General features: G+C 66.8%; 16 protein-coding genes. 12 read left to right on the top strand and 4 right to left on the bottom strand.

Features of this window, described 5'->3' with window-relative positions; genetic code table 11:
• Positions 1-44 precede the first annotated feature (44 nt).
• Complete coding sequence (locus AC07OD_RS00340; RefSeq protein WP_494594533.1) at positions 45-1391, bottom strand: branched-chain amino acid ABC transporter substrate-binding protein; 1347 nt, start codon at positions 1389-1391, stop codon at positions 45-47.
• A 92-nt stretch (positions 1392-1483) separates the two neighbouring features.
• Between AC07OD_RS00340 and AC07OD_RS00335 the strand changes: the two genes are divergently transcribed.
• Positions 1484-1873 carry an Hsp20/alpha crystallin family protein gene (locus tag AC07OD_RS00335; RefSeq protein ID WP_218340645.1) on the top strand — a complete coding sequence of 130 codons (390 nt, stop codon included), beginning with the start codon at positions 1484-1486 and terminating at the stop codon, positions 1871-1873.
• Between the two features lie 154 nt (positions 1874-2027).
• Here the strand turns inward: AC07OD_RS00335 and AC07OD_RS00330 are convergent, their stop codons facing one another.
• Entirely contained in the window at positions 2028-2999 is a 972-nt protein-coding gene (locus AC07OD_RS00330; RefSeq protein ID WP_494594531.1) for an AraC-like ligand-binding domain-containing protein, read from the bottom strand.
• A 221-nt stretch (positions 3000-3220) separates the two neighbouring features.
• Between AC07OD_RS00330 and AC07OD_RS00325 the strand changes: the two genes are divergently transcribed.
• The 7 genes from AC07OD_RS00325 to AC07OD_RS00295 all read left to right on the top strand — a co-directional run bounded on the left by AC07OD_RS00325 (position 3221) and on the right by AC07OD_RS00295 (position 11642).
• Positions 3221-4438 (top strand): amino acid ABC transporter substrate-binding protein, encoded by a 1218-nt coding sequence (locus AC07OD_RS00325; RefSeq protein WP_494594529.1) that lies wholly within the window; start codon positions 3221-3223, stop codon positions 4436-4438.
• Between the two features lie 4 nt (positions 4439-4442).
• Positions 4443-5318 (top strand): branched-chain amino acid ABC transporter permease, encoded by an 876-nt coding sequence (locus AC07OD_RS00320; protein ID WP_218340642.1) that lies wholly within the window; start codon positions 4443-4445, stop codon positions 5316-5318.
• Positions 5319-5466: 148 nt separating this feature from the next.
• A complete protein-coding gene (locus AC07OD_RS00315) occupies positions 5467-6405 on the top strand; it encodes a branched-chain amino acid ABC transporter permease (protein ID WP_369641901.1) in 939 nt (312 codons plus the stop codon).
• Positions 6398-7162 carry an ABC transporter ATP-binding protein gene (locus AC07OD_RS00310; RefSeq protein WP_494594527.1) on the top strand — a complete coding sequence of 255 codons (765 nt, stop codon included), beginning with the start codon at positions 6398-6400 and terminating at the stop codon, positions 7160-7162. The genes AC07OD_RS00315 and AC07OD_RS00310 overlap by 8 nt, the downstream gene beginning before the upstream one ends.
• A complete protein-coding gene (locus AC07OD_RS00305; protein WP_494594525.1) occupies positions 7159-7869 on the top strand; it encodes an ABC transporter ATP-binding protein in 711 nt (236 codons plus the stop codon). Before AC07OD_RS00310 ends, AC07OD_RS00305 begins: the two co-directional genes overlap by 4 nt.
• Before the next feature lie 58 nt (positions 7870-7927).
• Positions 7928-9379: an aldehyde dehydrogenase gene (locus AC07OD_RS00300; protein WP_494594523.1), complete on the top strand. Its 1452-nt coding sequence runs from the start codon at positions 7928-7930 to the stop codon at positions 9377-9379.
• Between the two features lie 550 nt (positions 9380-9929).
• Positions 9930-11642 (top strand): IPTL-CTERM sorting domain-containing protein, encoded by a 1713-nt coding sequence (locus tag AC07OD_RS00295; protein ID WP_494594522.1) that lies wholly within the window; start codon positions 9930-9932, stop codon positions 11640-11642.
• Between the two features lie 33 nt (positions 11643-11675).
• Here the strand turns inward: AC07OD_RS00295 and tsaD are convergent, their stop codons facing one another.
• Positions 11676-12722 carry a tRNA (adenosine(37)-N6)-threonylcarbamoyltransferase complex transferase subunit TsaD gene (gene tsaD, locus AC07OD_RS00290; RefSeq protein ID WP_369641897.1) on the bottom strand — a complete coding sequence of 349 codons (1047 nt, stop codon included), beginning with the start codon at positions 12720-12722 and terminating at the stop codon, positions 11676-11678.
• Between the two features lie 100 nt (positions 12723-12822).
• A complete protein-coding gene (locus AC07OD_RS00285; protein WP_218293884.1) occupies positions 12823-13989 on the bottom strand; it encodes a branched-chain amino acid ABC transporter substrate-binding protein in 1167 nt (388 codons plus the stop codon).
• Positions 13990-14196: 207 nt separating this feature from the next.
• On the opposite strand from AC07OD_RS00285, the gene AC07OD_RS00280 reads away from it, so the two are divergent.
• From AC07OD_RS00280 to AC07OD_RS00265, 4 genes are all read left to right on the top strand, one after another.
• Positions 14197-14823 (top strand): ANTAR domain-containing response regulator, encoded by a 627-nt coding sequence (locus AC07OD_RS00280; protein ID WP_218293883.1) that lies wholly within the window; start codon positions 14197-14199, stop codon positions 14821-14823.
• A 590-nt stretch (positions 14824-15413) separates the two neighbouring features.
• A complete protein-coding gene (locus AC07OD_RS00275; protein ID WP_218340636.1) occupies positions 15414-16658 on the top strand; it encodes a CmpA/NrtA family ABC transporter substrate-binding protein in 1245 nt (414 codons plus the stop codon).
• 36 nt (positions 16659-16694) lie between these two features.
• Positions 16695-17663 carry a nitrate ABC transporter permease gene (ntrB, locus tag AC07OD_RS00270; RefSeq protein WP_494594519.1) on the top strand — a complete coding sequence of 323 codons (969 nt, stop codon included), beginning with the start codon at positions 16695-16697 and terminating at the stop codon, positions 17661-17663.
• 104 nt (positions 17664-17767) lie between these two features.
• Positions 17768-18580 carry an ABC transporter ATP-binding protein gene (locus AC07OD_RS00265; protein WP_218340634.1) on the top strand — a complete coding sequence of 271 codons (813 nt, stop codon included), beginning with the start codon at positions 17768-17770 and terminating at the stop codon, positions 18578-18580.
• Positions 18581-18651: the final 71 nt, after the last annotated feature.

Below are 18651 nucleotides of genomic sequence, written 5' to 3'. Positions count from 1 at the left end.
TCGATATGCGGCGCGCGCTGGGCCGCACATCCCCAAGTCGCGCGTCAGGGACGCTGCATTGCACAGCTGTGAGGCTGCTGGGCCTTGGCGGCGGCAATCTGCCTCACTACGCGAAAGCCGTAGCCCGAGCCCTCCACGTCGAACTTCACGCCCGGTGCACCCTTCTTGTCCATCACGCCCACCACCAGCGCCTGCTGGAACTGGTGGTCCGCCGCGCGCATGCTGCCGCCCTGGCCCGACAGCTGCACATTCGCGTTCTCCATCTGCCGCGCCACGGCCACGGCGTCGGTGCTGCCCGCGCGTTCGATGGACTGGGCCAGCGCCTCGACCATGAGCTGCATGCGCATGTGCACGTAGTCATCCTGCGGCTTGGGAAAGCGCGTGCGGAACGACTGGTAGAACGCCTCGCTCTGCGCGCCCGGCACGTTGGGCAGCCAGTCGGCCACGGCCACCACCTTGCCGATGCCCGCGTCGCCGATGGCGGCGGGCGCGCCTAGGGCGTTGCCGTAGAAGGTGTAGAAGCTGCCTTCGTAGCCCACCTCGCGCGCGGCCTTCACCAGCAGCGTGAGGTCGTTGCCCCAGTTGCCGGTGACCACGGCCTGCGCGCCGCTGGTCTTGATCTTGACCGCATAGGGCGCGAAGTCCTTCACGCGGCCGATGGGGTGCAGCTCGTCGCCCACCACGGCCACGTCGGGGCGCTGGGCGGCCAGCTGCTTTTTCGCCTCGCGCAGCACGGCCTGGCCGAAGCTGTAGTCCTGGCCGATGAGGTACACGCTCTTGATGCCCTTGTCTTCGCGCATCACTTCCATGAGCGCGGCCATGCGCATGTCGGCATGGGCGTCGAAGCGAAAGTGCCAGAAGCTGCACTTCTCGTTGGTGAGGATCGGGTCCACCGCCGAGTAGTTCAGGAAGATCACGCGCTTGTTCGGCTCGCGCTCGTTGTGCTTGTTGATGGCTTCGATCAGCACCGCCGCCGTGGCCGACGAATTGCCCTGCAGGATGACCTGCGCGCCGTCGTCGATGGCCGCGCGCAGTGCCGACAAGGCCTCCTCGTTCTGGCCCTTGCTGTCGTAGCGCTCCAGCGCCAGCGGGCGGGGGCCGCCGCTGCTGGCGGGCAGCTGCACGCCGCCGCGTGCGTTCACACGCTCCATGGCCCAGTAGACGTTGCGGTAGACCGCCTCGCCGGTGTTGGCGAACGCGCCCGAGAGGCTTTCGATGAGCGCCACCTTCACCGGTTTGGCCGGGGCCGCGGCCGTGGTGCCGGGCGCGGTCTGGGCATGGCTGGCGGAAAGGGGGGCCACAGCGCAGACCAGCGCCGCGGCCAGCGCCAAAACCGGTTGACGTAATGCCGCTGCGCCTGTTTTCAAGCCCACGGAGCGCAATTTATTCATGCCATTTTTCCCTTGAAAAGCAACCCGGCCGTACACAACTCCTTGGCATGCGGCGACCACGTCGAGAGCCGCGCAGTTTATAGGAGTTACCCATGATCTTCGCCCCCGTGATCCGCCGTGCCGCTTATGCCCAGTCCCCCCGTTCCGCCGACCTGGCGCTGCAGCGTTTCCTGATGGGCGCACTGGCCGCACCCGCAGCCCCGGCCTCTGCCGGCTGCGCCGTGACGCAGGACGAAAAGACCACCACCTTGCAGCTGGATGTACCGGGCCTGGCCCGCGAGCAGCTGTCCATCAGCATCGAAGGCAACCAGGTGCGCCTGCAAAGCGTGGAGGGCGCGCCCCGTCAGGTGCAGCGCGCCTGGGAGCTGGCCACTGATATCGACGTGGCCAACAGCTCCGCCAAGCTGGAAAACGGCGTGCTGACCCTGACGCTGGCCCGCCTGGAGCCCGCGAGCCGGGCCACGTCGCTGAGCATCCAGTAAACGGCTGCGCTTGCACAGTTACCCGCCCGCCCGCGCAGGGCGGGCCGCCTGCCGCCAGCACGACCGCTATTGATTCAATAGCTGAAAGCGGCAGGGGCGTTTTTTCTTATGAAACGACCTGCCGACAGGCCTGCGCAGCGGCCGGAGAGCGCGCTCAGTGTGGCAATGCCGGAACCCGGGCCCGCATGCGGTATTCGCTGGGGCTGCAGCCCACATGTGCGCGGAACACACGGCTGAAATAGGCGCTGTTGGAGAAACCCCAGGACAGCGCGATGTCCGTGACCGACCGCTGCGCCTGCGCGCTGCTGCGCAGGTCTTGCAGGCACGCCTCCAGCCGCCGGTGCTGGATCATGGTGGCCAGCGTGTTCTCCTCGTCCGCCACCGCGTTGTACAGGTGCCGCTTGCTGCAGTTGAGCGCCTGCGCAATACGGTCGATGGTGAGGTCCGGGTCTGCGAGGTGGCGGTCGATGTACTGGCCGATGCGGTCCCGCAGGGCCTCGCGCTGCGACACGGCACTGTGCTGGCCGTTGCGCTCCAGCAGCGACAGCTGCACCAGGTGCGTGATCACGTCGGCCACGCCGTCGGCAGCGGCGTCGGACATGCTGGGCAGCTCGGTGAACGCAGCGCGCATGGTGTCCCACGCCAGGCGCGACACGCCCGTGGTGCCTGAAAACCGCTGCACCATCAGGTCGTCGAGCTTGAGCTTGCGCTCGGGCAGTTGTTCCTTGGGGATCATCAGCACCATCTGGCGCACGGCCTCCGGGTTGCTCACCGCGTAGGCGCGCGTGGTGTCGTACACGCTCCATTCGCCCGGCGACAGCCACACCTGGCGGCCGTTCTGCTCGAAGCAGGCGCGCCCTTCGAGCTGCGCCACCACCTTGATGTAGGCCCGGTCGCTGCTGCGGATGAGGCTGGGGGTGCGCACCACGCGGTGGCGGCTCACGTCGAGCTGGCACAGGTTGACGTAGCCCGCCTGGCCCGACGTGATGTGGCCCGCGAAGGCCTCGTCGCCAAACGCATCGGACTCCAGCCCGCCAATGAGGCGCCACACCGCATCGCCCCACAGGTGCAGGCGGTCGCGCGGTGGCACGGTGTCGGTCGATACCTCGGTCAGAGGGTGGGCCATGGGTGTCTCCAGTCGTCATGCAGACGGTGCCGCCTGTCTCAGCGGGATTATCGGCCGCGCCGCTATTCCTGCGGCGGGCACGGAAATCCGGGTAAACCCCCTGCGCCGTGCACGCTGGGACAAGGCTTTTGTGCACGCTCAGCCCAGCGTACCGGGCGGCGTCTTCCTACGATCCGGGTACGGCCTGCACTGCGCGGGCCTCCCATCCGAGGAGACACACAATGACAACGCATTCACCATCCCAACCCTCCAAGCGCCAATGGATCAAGGGGGCCGCCGCCACCGTGGGCGCGCTGGCCGTGGCGCCGCAGCTGCTGGCCCAAGGCAGTGGCAGCGCCCCCGTGCGCATCGGCTACGCGATTGCCCGCACAGGCCCCTGGGCCGCAGGCGCCCAGGTCAGCCAGGAGCCCAACTACCTGCTGTGGGCCGAACAGGTGAACGCGGCGGGCGGCCTGAGCATCAAGGGCACCAAGCGCCCCATCGAACTCATCGGCTACGACGACCGCAGCGAGACCGAGACCTGCGTGCGGACGTTCGAAAAACTCATGGGCAGCGACAAGGTGGACCTGATCCTGCCGCCCTGGGGCTCGGGCGCCAACTTCGCCATCGCGCCGCTGGCCAACCGCTTCGGCTACCCGCTGCTGGCGCCCACGGCGCTGTCGCGCAAGCTGATCGACATGAACCTGCCCTACTTCTTCTCGCTGCTGCAGCAGCCCGACAAGATGATGGGCGCGCTGGTGGACATGCTGGTGGCCAACGGCGTGAAGTCGGTGGCCATCGTCTACATGGACGATCTGTTCGGTCTGGAGAACTTCGCGGCGCTGAACAGCGCGCTCAAGAAGACCAGCATCCAGGTGGTGGAGCGCAAGAGCTACCCGCTCGGCGTGAAGGACCTGGCGCCCGTGCTGCGCGGCATCAAGGACCAGAACCCCGACGCCTTCATCGGCATCACCTACCCGCCCGACACCATCCTGGCCAGCCGCCAGGCGCGCGAGGTGGGGCTGAACCCCAAGTTCTTCTACGCTTCGGTGGGCACCGCCTTCCAGCTGTACAAGAACGTGATGCAGGCCAACACCGAAGGCGTGATCGGCATGGGATCGTGGAGCGTGAAGACCAGCCCCGAGGCCAAGGCCTATTTCGACGCCCACGTGAAGAAGTTCAACAAGGAGCCCGACCGCTGGGCCAGCGGCCATGCCTGGGCAGGCCTGCAGATCCTGCAGCAGGCCGTGGAGAAGGTGGGCCTGGACCGCAAGGCGCTGCGCGAGCACATCGCCAGGAACGAGTTCAAGACCATCCTGGGCGGCATCCGCTTTGTGGGCAGCGAGAACGCGTCCATCCCCGGCACCGTAAGCCAATGGCAGGGCAGCGACTTCGAGGTGGTCTGGCCCAAGGACCGCGCCACGGCGCAGCTGAACACCACGAAACCAGCCTGGAAATAACACAGTGTCTTTGACTTCCTGGGCCGAACTGGTCGCCAGTGGCCTCATTACCGGCGGCATCTATGCGCTGGTGGCCATGGGCCTGAACCTGCAGTACGGGCTGATGCGCATCATGAACATCTCGCATGGCGAGTTCCTGATGCTCGGCGCCTTCCTCACCTGGTGGGCGCACACCGCCTGGGGCTGGTCGCCGCTGCTGCTGATGCCCATCGCCTTCATCGCGCTGTTCGTGCTGGGGGTGGCGGTGCATGCGCTGTGCTTCAAGCGCCTGGCGGCGCGCGCGCCGAACGTGGACGTGTTCGAGGCGCGCAGCCTGATGGTGGGCTTCGGCCTGATGTTCCTGGTGCAGAACACCGCCCTGCTGATCTGGGGTGGCGACCTGCGCGGCTACGAGTACCTGGCCGACCCGGTGCAGGTGGCGGGCATGCGCTTCACCGAGAACAAGCTGGTGCTGTTCGGCGTGGCGCTGGCGCTGTCGGCCGCGCTGATCGCGCTGCTCAAGCTCACCTTGCTGGGCAAGGCCGTGCGGGCGCTGATGCAGTCGCCCACGGGCGCGCAGCTCGTGGGCATCAACACCCGGCGCCTGCACCCGATGATGTTCGGCATTGGCCTGGGCCTGTCGGGCGTGGCGGGGGCGCTGCTGTCGATGACGTACGAGATCTCGCCGTCGATGGGCGAGCCCTACACCGTCACTGCGCTCATCGTCATCACGCTGGGCGGCTTTGGCAGCCTGGCGGGCAGCCTGGCCGGGGGCCTGCTGCTGGGTGTGGTCGAGGCGCTGGGCATGCACTTCAGCAGCCCCTCTCTCAAGATGCTGCTGAGCTATGCGGTGTTTATCGGCGTGCTGATCTGGCGCCCCAACGGACTGTTCAAGAAATGACACCCCCTGAGCCGCTTCGCGTCTTCCCCCTCTCCTTCGGGAGGGGGACGCCACCCCTGGCCTGGCAAAGCCAGTTCCACGGTGGCACTGGCTTCGATCGCGCCGTATCCCTTCGCCCATGGCGAAACAAAGCACGACCAACAACTCCATGAAAAATTCATCCTCAAGGCCCTGGCTCGCGCTCGCCGTGGGCACGGCCGTGGTCGGCACCCTGCCCTGGCTGGTGTCCGAGTTCGTGGCCTCGGTGCTGCTCAGCTGCCTCATGTACATCGCGCTGGCCACCAGCTGGTCGCTGTTCTGCGGCGCCACGCGCTACCTCTCGCTGGCCACATCGGCCTTCTTCGGCATCGGGGCCTATGCCAGCGCCACGCTGCTGGGCAGCCTGCCCTGGCCGCTGGTGATCGTGGCCGGCGCGCTGATCGCCGCCGTGGTGGCCGTGGTCATGGGTGCGGCGGTGCTGCACCTGCGCGGCACCTATTTCGCGGTGCTCACCTTCGGCATGACGGAGCTGATCCGCCACGCGGTGACCTTTGTCGAAAAGCAGGTATCGGGCACGGTGGGCCGTGTGCTCACGGTGGTGCCCAGCAACGAGACGGTGTACCTCACGGTGCTGCTGATCGCGGCGGCGGCCATTGCGACCGCCATCGCCATCCAGCGCAGCCGCTTCGGCCTGGCGCTCTCGGGCATCGGGGCCGACGAGCAGCGTGCGCAGACCCTGGGCGTGGACACGCGCCTGGCGAAGATCGCGGGCTTCGGCATCACGGCCGCGTTTGCGGGCGCCGTGGGCGCGGCCATGGCCGTGCGCTGGACCTACATCGAACCGGCCGCCGTGTTCAGCCCCTTCATCGGCTTCCAGACGGTGCTGATCGCGCTGATCGGCGGGGCGGCCAGCATCGGCGGGCCGGTGCTCGCGGCCATCGTCTTCAGCCTGCTGGCCGAGACGCTGCGCCTGCAGCTGCCCTATGGCTACATGATGGTGCTGGGCCTGCTGCTGATCCTGTGCGTGATGTACCTGCCCAACGGGCTGGCCACGCTGTGGCAGCGCAAGCGGGCGGCCACGCCTGCAACGGAGGCCAGCCATGTCTGAAGCCCTGCTGACCATCGACAGCGTGACCGTGCGCTTTGGCGGGCTGACCGCCGTGGACGGCGTGAGCGCCAGCCTGCACGCAGGCGAGCTGATCGGCATCATCGGCCCCAACGGCGCGGGCAAGACCACGTTCTTCAACGCCATCTCGGGCGTGCAGCCACCGACCTCGGGCACGCTGCACTGCGGTGCCGACAACCTGACCGGCAAGGGCCCGCACCACTATGCGGCCCACGGCATTGCGCGCACCTTCCAGACGCCGCGCGTGTTCCCCGACATGAGCGTGCGCGACAACGTGCGCTTTGGCATGCAGTTCGCGGGCCGCCACCGCCAGGGGCCCGTGGGCCTGCGCAGCGAGGACGAGATCCTGGCCATGCTGGGCCTGTCGGCCTTGGCCGAGCGCCCTGCCGCCGATGTGACGCCCTCGCAGCAGCGCCTGCTGGAGATCGGCATGGCCCTGGGCACGCGCCCGCGCCTGCTGCTGCTCGACGAGGTGGCCGCTGGCCTGACCGAGGCCGAGGTGGACGCCATGGCCCAACGCATCCGCCGCCTGCGCGATGACTGGGGCCTCACGGTGGTGTGGATCGAGCATGCGGTGACCACGCTGCTCAAGTACGTGGAGCGCGTGCTGGTGCTGCACCAGGGCCGCAAGATCGCCGATGGCACGCCCGCCGAGGTGGTGCGCAACCCGGAGGTGATCGAGGCCTACCTGGGCGATGAGATGGGCACACAGGCAACACCCGAAGGAGCCACGGCATGAGCGGCGCACACCTCACGGTACAAGGGCTGGTCACGGGCTACAACGGCTTTCAGGTGCTGCAGGACCTGTCGCTTGAGGCCCAGCCCGGCATCACGGTGATCGTCGGCCCCAACGGCGCCGGCAAGACCACGTTGCTCAAGGCCCTGGCCGGCCTGCTGCCGCGCCAGGGCACGGTGCAGCTCGACGGCCAGGCCGTGCCGGCCCTCAATGCGACCGCCTGCGTGCAACGCGGCCTGGCCCTGGTGGCCGAGGGCCGCCAGCTGTTTCCACAGATGACGGTGACCGAGAACCTGGAGCTCGGCGGTTGGTTGGTGCCCTCGCGCACGCGCGCCGAGCGCCTGGCCCAGGCCTTCGAGGACTTTCCGCGCCTCAAGGAGCGTGCCCAGCAACTGGCCGGCACCATGAGCGGCGGCGAGCAGCAGATGGTGGCCGTGGCCCGCGCCATGATGAGCGGCCCGCGCCTGTTGATGCTGGACGAGCCCTCGCTGGGCCTGGCCCCACGCATGGTGGACGAGCTGCTGGCCATCGTGCAGCGCATCGCGGCTCAGGGCGTCACCGTGCTCATGGTGGAGCAGAACGTGCGCAAGGCGCTGCAGGTGGCCCAGCGCGGCTATGTGCTGGAGCGTGGGCGCATCGTGGCCTCGGGCGATGCCGCCACGCTGCTGCAGTCCAACGCCGTGCGCCAGGCCTACCTGGGCTTTGCCTGAACGTCCCGCACCCCATCCCCATCCGATTTTTCCTTCCTATTCATCCAGGAGATATTCCATGACTGCCATTTCCATGCTGATCAACGGCGAGCGCGTGCAGGCCACTGGCAGCGCGACTTTCGAGCGCCGCAACCCGCTCGACGGCTCCGTGGCCACCACCGCGCCCGCCGCCACGGTGGCCGATGCCCAGGCCGCCGCCGACGCTGCGGCCAAGGCCTTCCCGGCCTGGTCGGCCCTGGGGCCCAATGCGCGCCGCGCGCTGCTGCTCAAGGCCGCGCACGCACTCGAAGCCAAGGGCGAGGCCTTCGCAGCCGCCATGGCCGCCGAGACCGGCGCCTCGGGCCTGTGGGCCGGCTTCAACGTGCACCTGGCGGCAGGACTGCTGCAGGAGGCTGCGGCCCTCACCACGCAGATCGCCGGCGAGGTGATTCCGTCGGACGTGCCCGGCAGCCTGGCCATGGGTGTGCGCCAGGCCGCGGGCGTGGTGCTGGGCATCGCACCGTGGAACGCCCCCATCATCCTCGGCGTGCGCGCCATCGCCACGCCGCTGGCCTGCGGCAACACGGTGATCTTGAAGGGCTCGGAGCTGAGCCCCGCGACGCACGGCCTGATCATCGAAGCGCTGCAAGAGGCCGGCCTGCCCCCGGGCGTGGTGAACTTCGTGACCAACGCACCCGCCGATGCCGGTGCCGTGGTCGAGGCCATCGTGGCCCACCCGGCCGTGCGCCGCGTGAACTTCACGGGCTCCACCAAGGTGGGCCGCATCATCGCGCAGACGTGTGCCAAGTACCTCAAGCCCGTGGTGCTGGAGCTGGGTGGCAAGGCTCCGCTGCTGGTGCTGGACGATGCAGACGTGGATGCCGCGGTGGCGGGCACCGTGTTCGGCTCGTTCGCCAACTCGGGCCAGATCTGCATGTCCACCGAACGCATCGTCGTGGACAACGCCGTGGCCGACGAGTTCGTGGCCAAGCTCGGCGAGCGCGCCAAGGCCCTGCCCCTGGGCGACCCACGCAAGGGCCCGGTGGTGCTCGGCTCGGTGGTGGACATGGCCACGGTGCACCGCTGCAACGCGCTCATCGACGACGCGCTGGCCAAGGGCGCCACGCTGGTGTGCGGCGGCAAGAGCGACAGCACGCTGATGCAGGCCACCGTGCTCGACCACGTGACGGCCGAGATGGACATCTACCGCGAGGAGTCGTTCGGCCCCGTCAAGCCCGTGGTGCGCGTGAATGGCGTGGAAGAAGCCATTGCCTGCGCCAACGACAACGAGTTCGGCCTGTCATCCGCCGTGTTCAGCCGCGATGTGGCCAAGGCGTGGAACGTCGCGGCGCGCATCGAGTCGGGGATCTGTCACGTCAACGGGCCGACGGTGCATGACGAGGGGCAGATGCCGTTCGGTGGGGTGAAGAGTTCGGGGTACGGGCGGTTTGGGGGGATGGCGGGGGTGCGGGAGTTCACGGAGCTGCGCTGGATCACGGTGCAGACAACCCCGAGGCACTATCCATTTTGAGGGCGTTGAAACGGCTCCCATGTACGGTGGACGGGTATCAGCGTCCACCTGAATGCCGCGCGCCTGGTCAATGTCGGTCAAGCCGCCATTCCCCCCCTGCGTCCGAGCTTGAGAGGCGTATTCAAAGGTTTCTGGGAAAGGTGCACAGAAATCAGCGCCCGTCGCACAACCCCGCGGGCATCGCCGATGCCTGCGCTTTTTTTCTTGACAGCTGGTAGCCCACCCCATAAGGTTGTTAGCGATTGTTTCAGCATTCATCGGCTAGTGCGCCGGCCCGGAAATAGCTGCATGCAACGAAGTCGATGGCTTCATTCTCAAAAAAGCAGGCGCGCCCCTCAGTGACCACCGCAGCGGTATCGAGGACTTGCAGTGCGGTACCGAGTGTGAAAATCCGATTTCGTGAGCATGTGGCTTGAGCGGTGACAGCACACTAGATTCGCGCAATGTGCTGTCCAGCATGAATGGCGCGACAAACGAACCGCCGCAAATGTGCCTCCCACGGGAGCGGACACGCATCAGCGTTGTCAATCACTACAGCGGACAGCCAGACATGAGCAGGATTTGTTTTCGTATTGCCACAATGATTCTCTTTGTGGTTGGTTTTTCCAGCCAGGCCTGGGCCCAGGCATTCACAGAGGATTTTGACAACATCACGTTGCTCACGGGCAATGGATGGTTCATGCAGAACAACAGCACCCCGGCCGGCTCAACCAGCTGGTTCCAGGGGACAGCAACCACAGCGACGCCAACCCCCGGCCCCTTCAACGCGTATAGCGGCGCAGCCAATGCATACATTGGCGCCAACTACAACAACACCGGCAGCACCGGCACCATCAGCAACTGGCTCGCGATGCCAAACCGGACGCTGCGCAATGGGGATGTGCTGACCTTCTTCACAAGAAAACCCACGGGGACCGACTATCCCGATCGGCTGGAAGTCCGGCTGAGCACCAATGGCGCAAGCACAAATGTGGGATCAGGCGCCACCGCCGTGGGGGACTTCACGGCGCTGCTGCTCAGCGTCAATCCAACGCTGGTGGCCGGCGGCTATCCCCAGACGTGGACGCAATACACCATCACTATCTCGGGACTTCCAGCCCCCACCTCTGGACGCATGGCGTTTCGCTATTTCGTCACCTCAGCCGGTGCTCTCGGAACGAATTCCGACTACATCGGTATCGACAACACGGTGTACACACCCTATGTGTGCCCGGCATTCACGATGACACCGGGGGGCGCGCTGGCCCCGGCAGTCTGGGGTCAGGCCTATAGCACCCCCCTTTCACAGACGGGTGCACTGGGAGCGCCAAGCTATGCGGTGACTGCTGGTGCTTTGCCCCCCGGGTTGACGCTGGGTGGTAGTGGCACCATCTCCGGCACGCCAACGGCCACTGGAACCTTCAACTTCACAGTGACAGTCGCGGACGCTAGCGGCTGCTCGGGTTCGCAGTCCTACTCCATCCAGGTCGAGGCCAATGTGCCTGGCGCGCCCCAGAACGTCAGCGTCACGGCTGGCAACGGGCAAGCGACCGTGAACTGGCAAGTACCATCCCACGATGGCGGCAGCGCCATCTCCGGCTACACGGTCACAGCGGTGCAAGACAGCAGCAAAACGTGTACGACCTCGGGTGCGCTCGGCTGCACGGTCTCTGGCCTCACCAACGGATCGGCGTACAGCTTCCGCGTCGTGGCTACCAACAACAAGGGGCCTTCCGCCGCGGGCATCAGCAATGTGGTCACACCAACACTTTCGACGGTGACCGGCGCGGTACCTGGCATGTCAGGCGCCGGCTCAGTCACCCTCGCTGGCGGAGGCGCAAGCTGTACGCTGGATTCCAGCTCTGCATTCACGGTGCCTTCTACGGCCCCCGCCAACCGCACCTTGCCTCATGGCGCGTTCGAGTTCCTCGCCACCGGCTGCACCGGCAGCGTCACCATCTCCATCACGTACCCGACTCCGTTGCCTGAAGGCGTGCAGTTCTGGAAGTTCGGACCGGCTACGGCAGGAGCACAGACCTCCACCTGGTTCTTATGGACCGAGGCAGCGCTCAGCCCGGACCGCCGCACAGTGACGTACAGCATCACTGACAACGGCATAGGTGATTCAGACATTGCCGCAGGGCGTATCCGCGATCCGCTGGCTCCGGCACTGGGCTCTGACCCCACCAGCATCCCGGTCAACAACCCGTGGGCACTGGCTGCACTGGCTGCCATCCTGGGTTGGATGGGACTGCGCAGGCAACAGCGCGGTTCTGCAGGATAGTTTTGTCGAAGGGGCTGGAATGACCAGCCCATTTCAGCCGACTGGCACGATGGAATCCAGCGGCCACCGCGGCTTCACATCAAACGCATAGTCGGTGTTCGCCTCCTGCTGCCCCGCCTGCAGCCGCATTGCCGCCGCCATGGCGATCATGGCCCCGTTGTCGGTGCACAGGTGCAATTCGGGGTAGTGCACCCGTACCCTGGCCGCCGCGCAGGCGGCATTGAGCTGCGCCCGCAGATGCCGGTTCGCGCCCACACCACCGGCCACCACCACGCGCTTGAGGCCGGTCTGCTTGAGCGCCGCCAGCGTCTTTTTCACCAGCACCTCGACGATGGCGGCCTCGGTGCTGGCCGCCAGGTCGGCCTTGCGCGCTTCCAGCCCGTCGCCCAGTTTCTTGGCCTGGGTCAGCACGGCGGTCTTGAGCCCGGCAAAGGAGAAGTCGAGATTGCCGCTGTGCAGCAGCGGGCGCGGCAGCTTGAAGGCCGCCGGATCGCCCTGCTCGGCCAGGCGTGACAGCGCCGGCCCTCCCGGGTAGCCCAGGCCCATGAGCTTGGCCGACTTGTCGAAGGCCTCACCCGCCGCGTCGTCGATGGTCTCGCCCAGGATCTCGTAGCGGCCCACGCCGTCCACCCGCATGAGCTGGGTGTGGCCGCCGGAGACCAGCAGGGCCACGAAGGGGAACTCGGGCGGGTCCGCGCTCAGGAAGGGCGAGAGCAGGTGCCCCTCCAGGTGGTGCACGCCCAGCACCGGCTTGTCCAGCGCCGCGCCCAGCGCGCAGGCCACGCCGGCCCCCACCAGCAGGGCACCCGCCAGGCCCGGGCCGCGCGTGTAAGCGACCACGTCCACGTCCGCCAGCGTCTGGCCAGACTCGGTCAACACTTGCGTGGCCAGCGGCAGCACGCGGCGGATGTGGTCGCGGCTGGCCAGCTCGGGCACCACGCCACCATAGGCCTGGTGCATCTCGATCTGGCTGTGCAGGGCGTGGGACAGCAGGGTGGGAACGGCATCGCCCGTGGAGCGCACCAGCGCCACGCCGGTCTCGTCGCACGAGGATTCAATTCCGAGGATCAACAGACTCATGCCCCGAGTGTAAAACCCGGGCTCGCGAGGGGCCTGATGCAAAAACCCCTGCCGGCGGTGGCCGGCAGGGGTCGTGCATCCCCAGGGTCGCAGGCCGCGCCTACCAGCGGTCCGAGCGCATGCGCAGCTCCCAGCTGCCGCTGCGCAGTTCGTACACGCCCACCGCGCCGTAGCGCTGCTCGCCCTTGTCATCCCAGGTCATCGTGCCGATCACGGGCGCGTAGCCGTTGATGCCGTGCATGGCCTTGGTGATGTCCTTGGGGTCCGCGGACTTGGCCTTCTGGATGGCCGCCGAGAGCACGTACATGCTGTCGTAGCTGTAGTGCCCGCCGTACGCGGGCGGCTTCTTGTAGGCATCGATGTACTTTTCCAGGAAGGGCTTGCCCGTGGAAAACTCCTTGGCTTCCAGCACGGGCGAGGTGGCATAGACGCCCTCGACGATGCCGGCCCCCTTGGTCATGTCGGTGGTCTTGATGGTGTCGCCGCCCAGCAGGCTCACCTTGGTGTGCCCCACCTTGCGCAGTGCTTCCAGCAGCGCCAGCGCCTGGAAGTCATTGAGGGTGGAGACGATCACCTCCACCTTCGCGGCCTTGAGTTCGCCGGCCAGTTCGTCGAATGCCGTGGTCTTGTCGTCGAACGACTTGCGCACCACCACCTCTTTCTTCTCGGCCTTGAGCTGCGCGGCGGCCCCGTCGGCCAGGCCCTTGCCGTAGGGCGTGCCATCATCCAGCGCGGCATAGCGCGCGGCGCCCAGCTGGGTGGCGGCAAACGAGCCGATGGCGCGCGCCTGCAGCGTGTCGTTGCCCACCATGCGGAAGGTGGTGGAGAAACCCAGCTGCGTGAACTTGGGGTTGGTGGAGATGGCGATCTGCGCGATGTCCTTGGCCGCGTAGATGGGCGCGGTCTCGATGCTCACGCCCGAATTCAGGTGCCCGATGACGGCCACCACGCCGGCATCCACCAGCTGCTGGGCCACCGTCTTGCCGGTGGCCGCGTCGGCCTTGTCGTCCACCGCCACCACCTCCAGCGTCACCCGCTTGCCGTCCACGGTGTAGCCGCCCTTGTTCAGTTCGGCCACGGCCAGGTTCACGCCATTGAGCAAGTCCTGCCCGAGGGCGCCCAGGGGGCCGCTCAAGGGCTGTGCCACGCCGATCTTGATGGTGTCGGGCACCTTGCCGCACCCGGACAGGAGCAGCAGCGCCATGGACGCGGCGGTGGTCAAGGCCAGCCCGGCGGCGAAACGGCGCCGGTCAATATGCTTGTTCATGCGGAATCCTCATCAATATGTCAATGTGACCAGATGTATATGCGACGACGGAGGAAAGGCGCTATCGGGTATGCCCTGCCAATCGGCAAACTATTAGCAAGTTTCAGACCCTGCAAGGCAAGGCCCTTGCCGGGACCGGGCGCCCGCCCGGGGCGCACCGCTTCGGCGCACCAATTTGTGGCGTAAAAATTGCTTATGCTCCAGGGTATGAACGAGTCTCTGCGCATCGTGGTGGTGGCCCCGGACCTGGCCATTGCCGACCCCGACGACGAACACGCCGTGCTGCAGGCGGAGCGTTCGCGGGCGCTGCGCATCGGGCTGCTGGAGAACAATTTCAATCTGATCGCCACGCTGCCCGCGGATGTGTTCCTGAGCGAGCGGATCGCCCAGCTGCAGCCCGACCTGATCATCGTGGACGCCGAGAGCGAGGCCCGCGACGCGCTGGAACACGTGGTGGTGGCCACGCGCGACGAACGCCGCCCCATCGTGATGTTCACCAACGACGAGGACACCTCGCACGTCAAGGACGCGGTGGCCGCGGGCGTGTCGGCCTACATCGTGGCCGGCCTCGCGCCCCAGCGCATCCGCCCCATCCTGGACGTGGCGATGGCGCGCTTCCAGCACGAGCAGGCGCTGCGCGCCGAGCTCGCCGATGCCAAGACCGAGCTCAAGGACCGCAAGACCATCGACCGCGCCAAGGGCCTGCTCATGCAGCGCCAGGGCCTGACCGAGCAGGCCGCGTACGAGAAACTGCGCAAGACCGCCATGGACAAGGGCCTCAAGCTCGTGGATGTGGCCCAGCGCATGCTCGACGTGATGGACCTGCTCGGGTAAGCAGGTGACATCCTCCTGAGGCGCTGCGCGCATCGGTGCAGCCGCCAGAGGCCGCCCGCTCCTGGGGACGTCCAGACTGCGCAGGCAGTCTTGGAACCGCGGCCCCTGGCCCCTCCTCTCGAATCGCTGCCCGACTCGGGAAAGGGGACGATCCCCTCGCTGCGCAGCGGTCCTTCCCCGGCATCCCCGGCCTGGGCCACGCCCAGGTCCACCGGCTTCTCCCGGATGGTGCGCCGCACAAAGGCAGTGCGGCATTCACCGCGCGCACCACCTCCGCGCGTTTGCAGGTCAAAAAGGCCCCCAGCGCTTGATTCATTTGCGCAAGCAGCTATTAATTCAATAGCAAACCATGCGCCGAACTGATGCGGAGCCCGTGCGGCAAGGCCTGGCACGCCACTTGCATTAACCCCTGCGAGACCAATGGCGGTCTCACCCCCACACAGCACGGGCCCAAAGGCGGGCCGGTGCTGGGCGAGCCCTTCATCGGGTATCGCCATGGACAGAGGCGTCCCTCACCGACCGGTGCTGCATGTATGCAGGCTGCTCGGGAGGACGCCTTTTTTGTTTTCAACGCTATGAGGAAGTGCCCCATGACCGATCTGCTCAAAACCAGCCTCAACCGCCGCACCGTGCTGCAGGCCGCCACCGTGGGCGCCGTCGGCGTCAGCCCCGCGCTGCGTGCGCTGGTGCACGCCCAGGGCTCGGACGCGCCGGAGAAGAAGGAAGTCAAGATCGGCTTCATCCCGCTGACCGACTGCGCCAGCGTGGTGATGGCCTCGGTGCTCGGCATCGACAAGAAGTACGGCGTGACCATCATCCCCACCAAGGAAGCCTCCTGGGCCGGTGTGCGCGACAAGCTGGTCAACGGCGAACTCGACTTCGCCCACGTGCTGTACGGCCTGGTCTACGGCGTGCACCTGGGCCTGGCCGGGCCCAAGAAGGACATGGCCGTGCTGATGAACCTGAACCACAACGGGCAGGCCATCACGCTGTCCAAGAAGCTCGCCGACAAGGGCGCCGTCAATGGCGCGGGCCTGGCCAAGCTGATGGCCAGCGAGAAGCGCGAGTACACCTTCGCGCAGACCTTCCCCACCGGCACACACGCCATGTGGCTGTACTACTGGCTGGCGGCCAACGGCATCAACCCGATGAAGGATGCCAAGGTCATCACCGTGCCCCCGCCACAGATGGTGGCCAACATGCGCGTGGGCAACATGGACGGCTTCTGCGTGGGCGAGCCCTGGAACCACCGCGCCATCATGGACGGCATCGGCGTGACCGCCACGACCACGCAGGACATCTGGAAGGACCACCCCGAGAAGGTGCTGGGCACCACGTCCGAATTCGTGCAGAAGTACCCCAACACGGCCCGTGCCGTGACGGCCGCCATCCTGGAGGCCAGCAAGTGGATCGACGAAGGCCTGGCCAACAAGAACAAGATGGCCGAGACCATTGCCGGCAAGGCCTACGTGAACACGGGCGTCGATGCCATCAACCAGCGCATCCTGGGCCGCTACCAGGACGGCATGGGCAAAACCTGGGACGACCCCAACCACATGAAGTTCTTCAACGAGGGCACGGTGAACTTCCCCTACCTCACGGACGGCATGTGGTTCCTCACGCAGCACAAGCGCTGGGGCCTGGTCAAGGACCACCCCGACTACCTGAACGTGGCCAAGGCCGTGAACCGCATCGACGTCTACAAGCAGGCGGCCGCCGCTTCCAAGACGCCGCTGCCCAAGAGCGAAATGCGTACGAGCAAGTTCATGGACGGCGTGGTGTGGGACGGCAAGGACCCCGCCAAGTACGCCGACAGCTTCAAGATCAAGGCGTAAGCGCCCTGCCCCGTCCACCCTGCACAGGAGAACACCATGGTCAGTGCCGTCTTTCACTCCCCGCTGGATGCAGCCCCCGTGGTTGCACAGAACGCTATGAATAATGTAGCTAGCAGCGCTTCGCCCGCAAGCGCCAGAAGCCAAAAACAGTCAAAAATGGCAATGGCGGCAAGCCCTGCGCCCACGGCACCCGCAGCCCCCGCCGGTCGCGACTGGGCGGCGCTGTCGCGCGGCTTCTGGATGGCGGTGCTGCCGCCGCTGTGTGGCCTGGGCTTGCTGGTGGGTCTGTGGGCCGTGGTGTCAGCCACCACGGGCAACAGCATTCCCGGCCCGGTGGAAACCTGGAAGCAGGCGCTGGAAATCTTCAGCAACCCGTTCTACCGCAACGGTCCCAACGACCAGGGCGTGGGCTGGAACGTGCTGATGTCGCTCGAACGCGTGGCCGTGGGCTTTGGCATGGCGGCGCTGGTGGGCATTCCGGCGGGCTTCGTGATCGGGCGCTTCAACTTCCTGTCGCGCATGTTCAACCCGCTCATCAGCCTGCTGCGCCCGGTGTCTCCATTGGCCTGGCTGCCGATCGGCCTCCTGGTGTTCAAGGGTGCCAACCCGGCCGCCATCTGGACGATCTTCATCTGCTCCATCTGGCCCATGATCATCAACACCGCCGTGGGCGTGCAGCGTGTGCCGCAGGACTACATGAACGTGGCCCGCGTGCTCAACCTGTCGGAGTGGAAGATCGCCACCAAGATCCTGTTCCCCGCCGTGCTGCCCTACATGCTGACCGGCGTGCGCCTGGCCGTGGGCACCGCGTGGCTCGTGATCGTGGCGGCCGAGATGCTGACTGGCGGCGTGGGCATCGGCTTCTGGGTGTGGGACGAGTGGAACAACCTCAACGTCAAGAACATCATCATCGCGATCTTCGTGATCGGCATCGTCGGGCTGGTGCTGGAGTTCGCGCTCATCAAGCTGGCCACTGCGTTCACCTTCGAAGAGGTCAAAACCTGACCCACCCCTGAGCCGCGCCTGCGGCGCGTCATCCCCTCAGGTGCCCCCCAGTGGCCCGGCCAAGCCGGTGCCGCGGCGGTCCTCGAAACAACCCGGAGTTCCTCATGCACACCTCTCTCACCACCAAGTTCATCGAAGTCCATGGCGTGGAGCAGACCTTCAAGACCGCCAAGGGCCTGTTCCCGGCGCTGCGCGACATCAACCTCACCATCGCCAAGGGCGAGTTCGTCGCGCTGATCGGCCACTCGGGCTGCGGCAAGTCCACGCTGCTGAACCTGATCGCGGGGCTGACCACGCCCACCAACGGCGCACTGCTGTGCGCCAACAAGGAGATCAGGGGCCCGGGGCCGGAGCGCGCCGTGGTGTTCCAGAACCACTCGCTGCTGCCCTGGCTCACCTGCTTTGACAACATCTACCTCGCCGTGGAACGCGTGTTTGGCGGCAAGGAAACGAAGGCCCAGCTCAGGGCCCGCACCGATGCGGCGCTGGCGCTGGTGGGCCTCACGCACGCCGGGCAAAAGCGCCCCGGCGAGATCTCGGGCGGCATGAAGCAGCGCGTGGGCATCGCCCGTGCGCTGGGCATGGAACCCCAGGTGCTGTTGATGGACGAGCCCTTCGGCGCGCTCGATGCCCTGACCCGCGCCAAGCTGCAGGACGAGCTGCTGGAGATCGTGGCGCGCACGCAAAGCACCGTGGTCATGGTCACCCACGACGTGGACGAGGCCGTGCTGCTGTCCGACAAGATCGTGATGATGACCAACGGCCCCGCCGCCACCATTGGCGAGGTGCTGGCCGTCGACCTGCCCCGCCCCCGCCGCCGCGTGGAGCTGGCCGAGGACCCGCGCTACGTGCAGTGCCGCAAGGCGGTGATCGACTTTCTGTACACGCGGCAGGCGCATGTGGAGAAGGCGGCCTGACGGCCAGAGCCTCCGGGGCTTTTCCCCGGCGGGCATCGGGAAGCAGCCTTGGCTTGGGCCAATACGGCACA

It is taken from the genome of Acidovorax sp. GW821-FHT10E03 (assembly GCF_059415205.1).
This window is presented reverse-complemented; position numbering and strand designations above follow the sequence as displayed.

Coding starts and splice junctions, on each gene's coding strand:
- AC07OD_RS00340 (WP_494594533.1), bottom strand. CDS start 1,391: ATGAATAAATTGCGCTCCGTGGGCTTGAAAACAGGCGCAGCGGCATTA.
- AC07OD_RS00335 (WP_218340645.1), top strand. CDS start 1,484: ATGATCTTCGCCCCCGTGATCCGCCGTGCCGCTTATGCCCAGTCCCCC.
- AC07OD_RS00330 (WP_494594531.1), bottom strand. CDS start 2,999: ATGGCCCACCCTCTGACCGAGGTATCGACCGACACCGTGCCACCGCGC.
- AC07OD_RS00325 (WP_494594529.1), top strand. CDS start 3,221: ATGACAACGCATTCACCATCCCAACCCTCCAAGCGCCAATGGATCAAG.
- AC07OD_RS00315 (WP_369641901.1), top strand. CDS start 5,467: ATGAAAAATTCATCCTCAAGGCCCTGGCTCGCGCTCGCCGTGGGCACG.
- AC07OD_RS00310 (WP_494594527.1), top strand. CDS start 6,398: ATGTCTGAAGCCCTGCTGACCATCGACAGCGTGACCGTGCGCTTTGGC.
- AC07OD_RS00305 (WP_494594525.1), top strand. CDS start 7,159: ATGAGCGGCGCACACCTCACGGTACAAGGGCTGGTCACGGGCTACAAC.
- AC07OD_RS00300 (WP_494594523.1), top strand. CDS start 7,928: ATGACTGCCATTTCCATGCTGATCAACGGCGAGCGCGTGCAGGCCACT.
- AC07OD_RS00295 (WP_494594522.1), top strand. CDS start 9,930: ATGAGCAGGATTTGTTTTCGTATTGCCACAATGATTCTCTTTGTGGTT.
- tsaD (WP_369641897.1), bottom strand. CDS start 12,722: ATGAGTCTGTTGATCCTCGGAATTGAATCCTCGTGCGACGAGACCGGC.
- AC07OD_RS00285 (WP_218293884.1), bottom strand. CDS start 13,989: ATGAACAAGCATATTGACCGGCGCCGTTTCGCCGCCGGGCTGGCCTTG.
- AC07OD_RS00280 (WP_218293883.1), top strand. CDS start 14,197: ATGAACGAGTCTCTGCGCATCGTGGTGGTGGCCCCGGACCTGGCCATT.
- AC07OD_RS00275 (WP_218340636.1), top strand. CDS start 15,414: ATGACCGATCTGCTCAAAACCAGCCTCAACCGCCGCACCGTGCTGCAG.
- ntrB (WP_494594519.1), top strand. CDS start 16,695: ATGGTCAGTGCCGTCTTTCACTCCCCGCTGGATGCAGCCCCCGTGGTT.
- AC07OD_RS00265 (WP_218340634.1), top strand. CDS start 17,768: ATGCACACCTCTCTCACCACCAAGTTCATCGAAGTCCATGGCGTGGAG.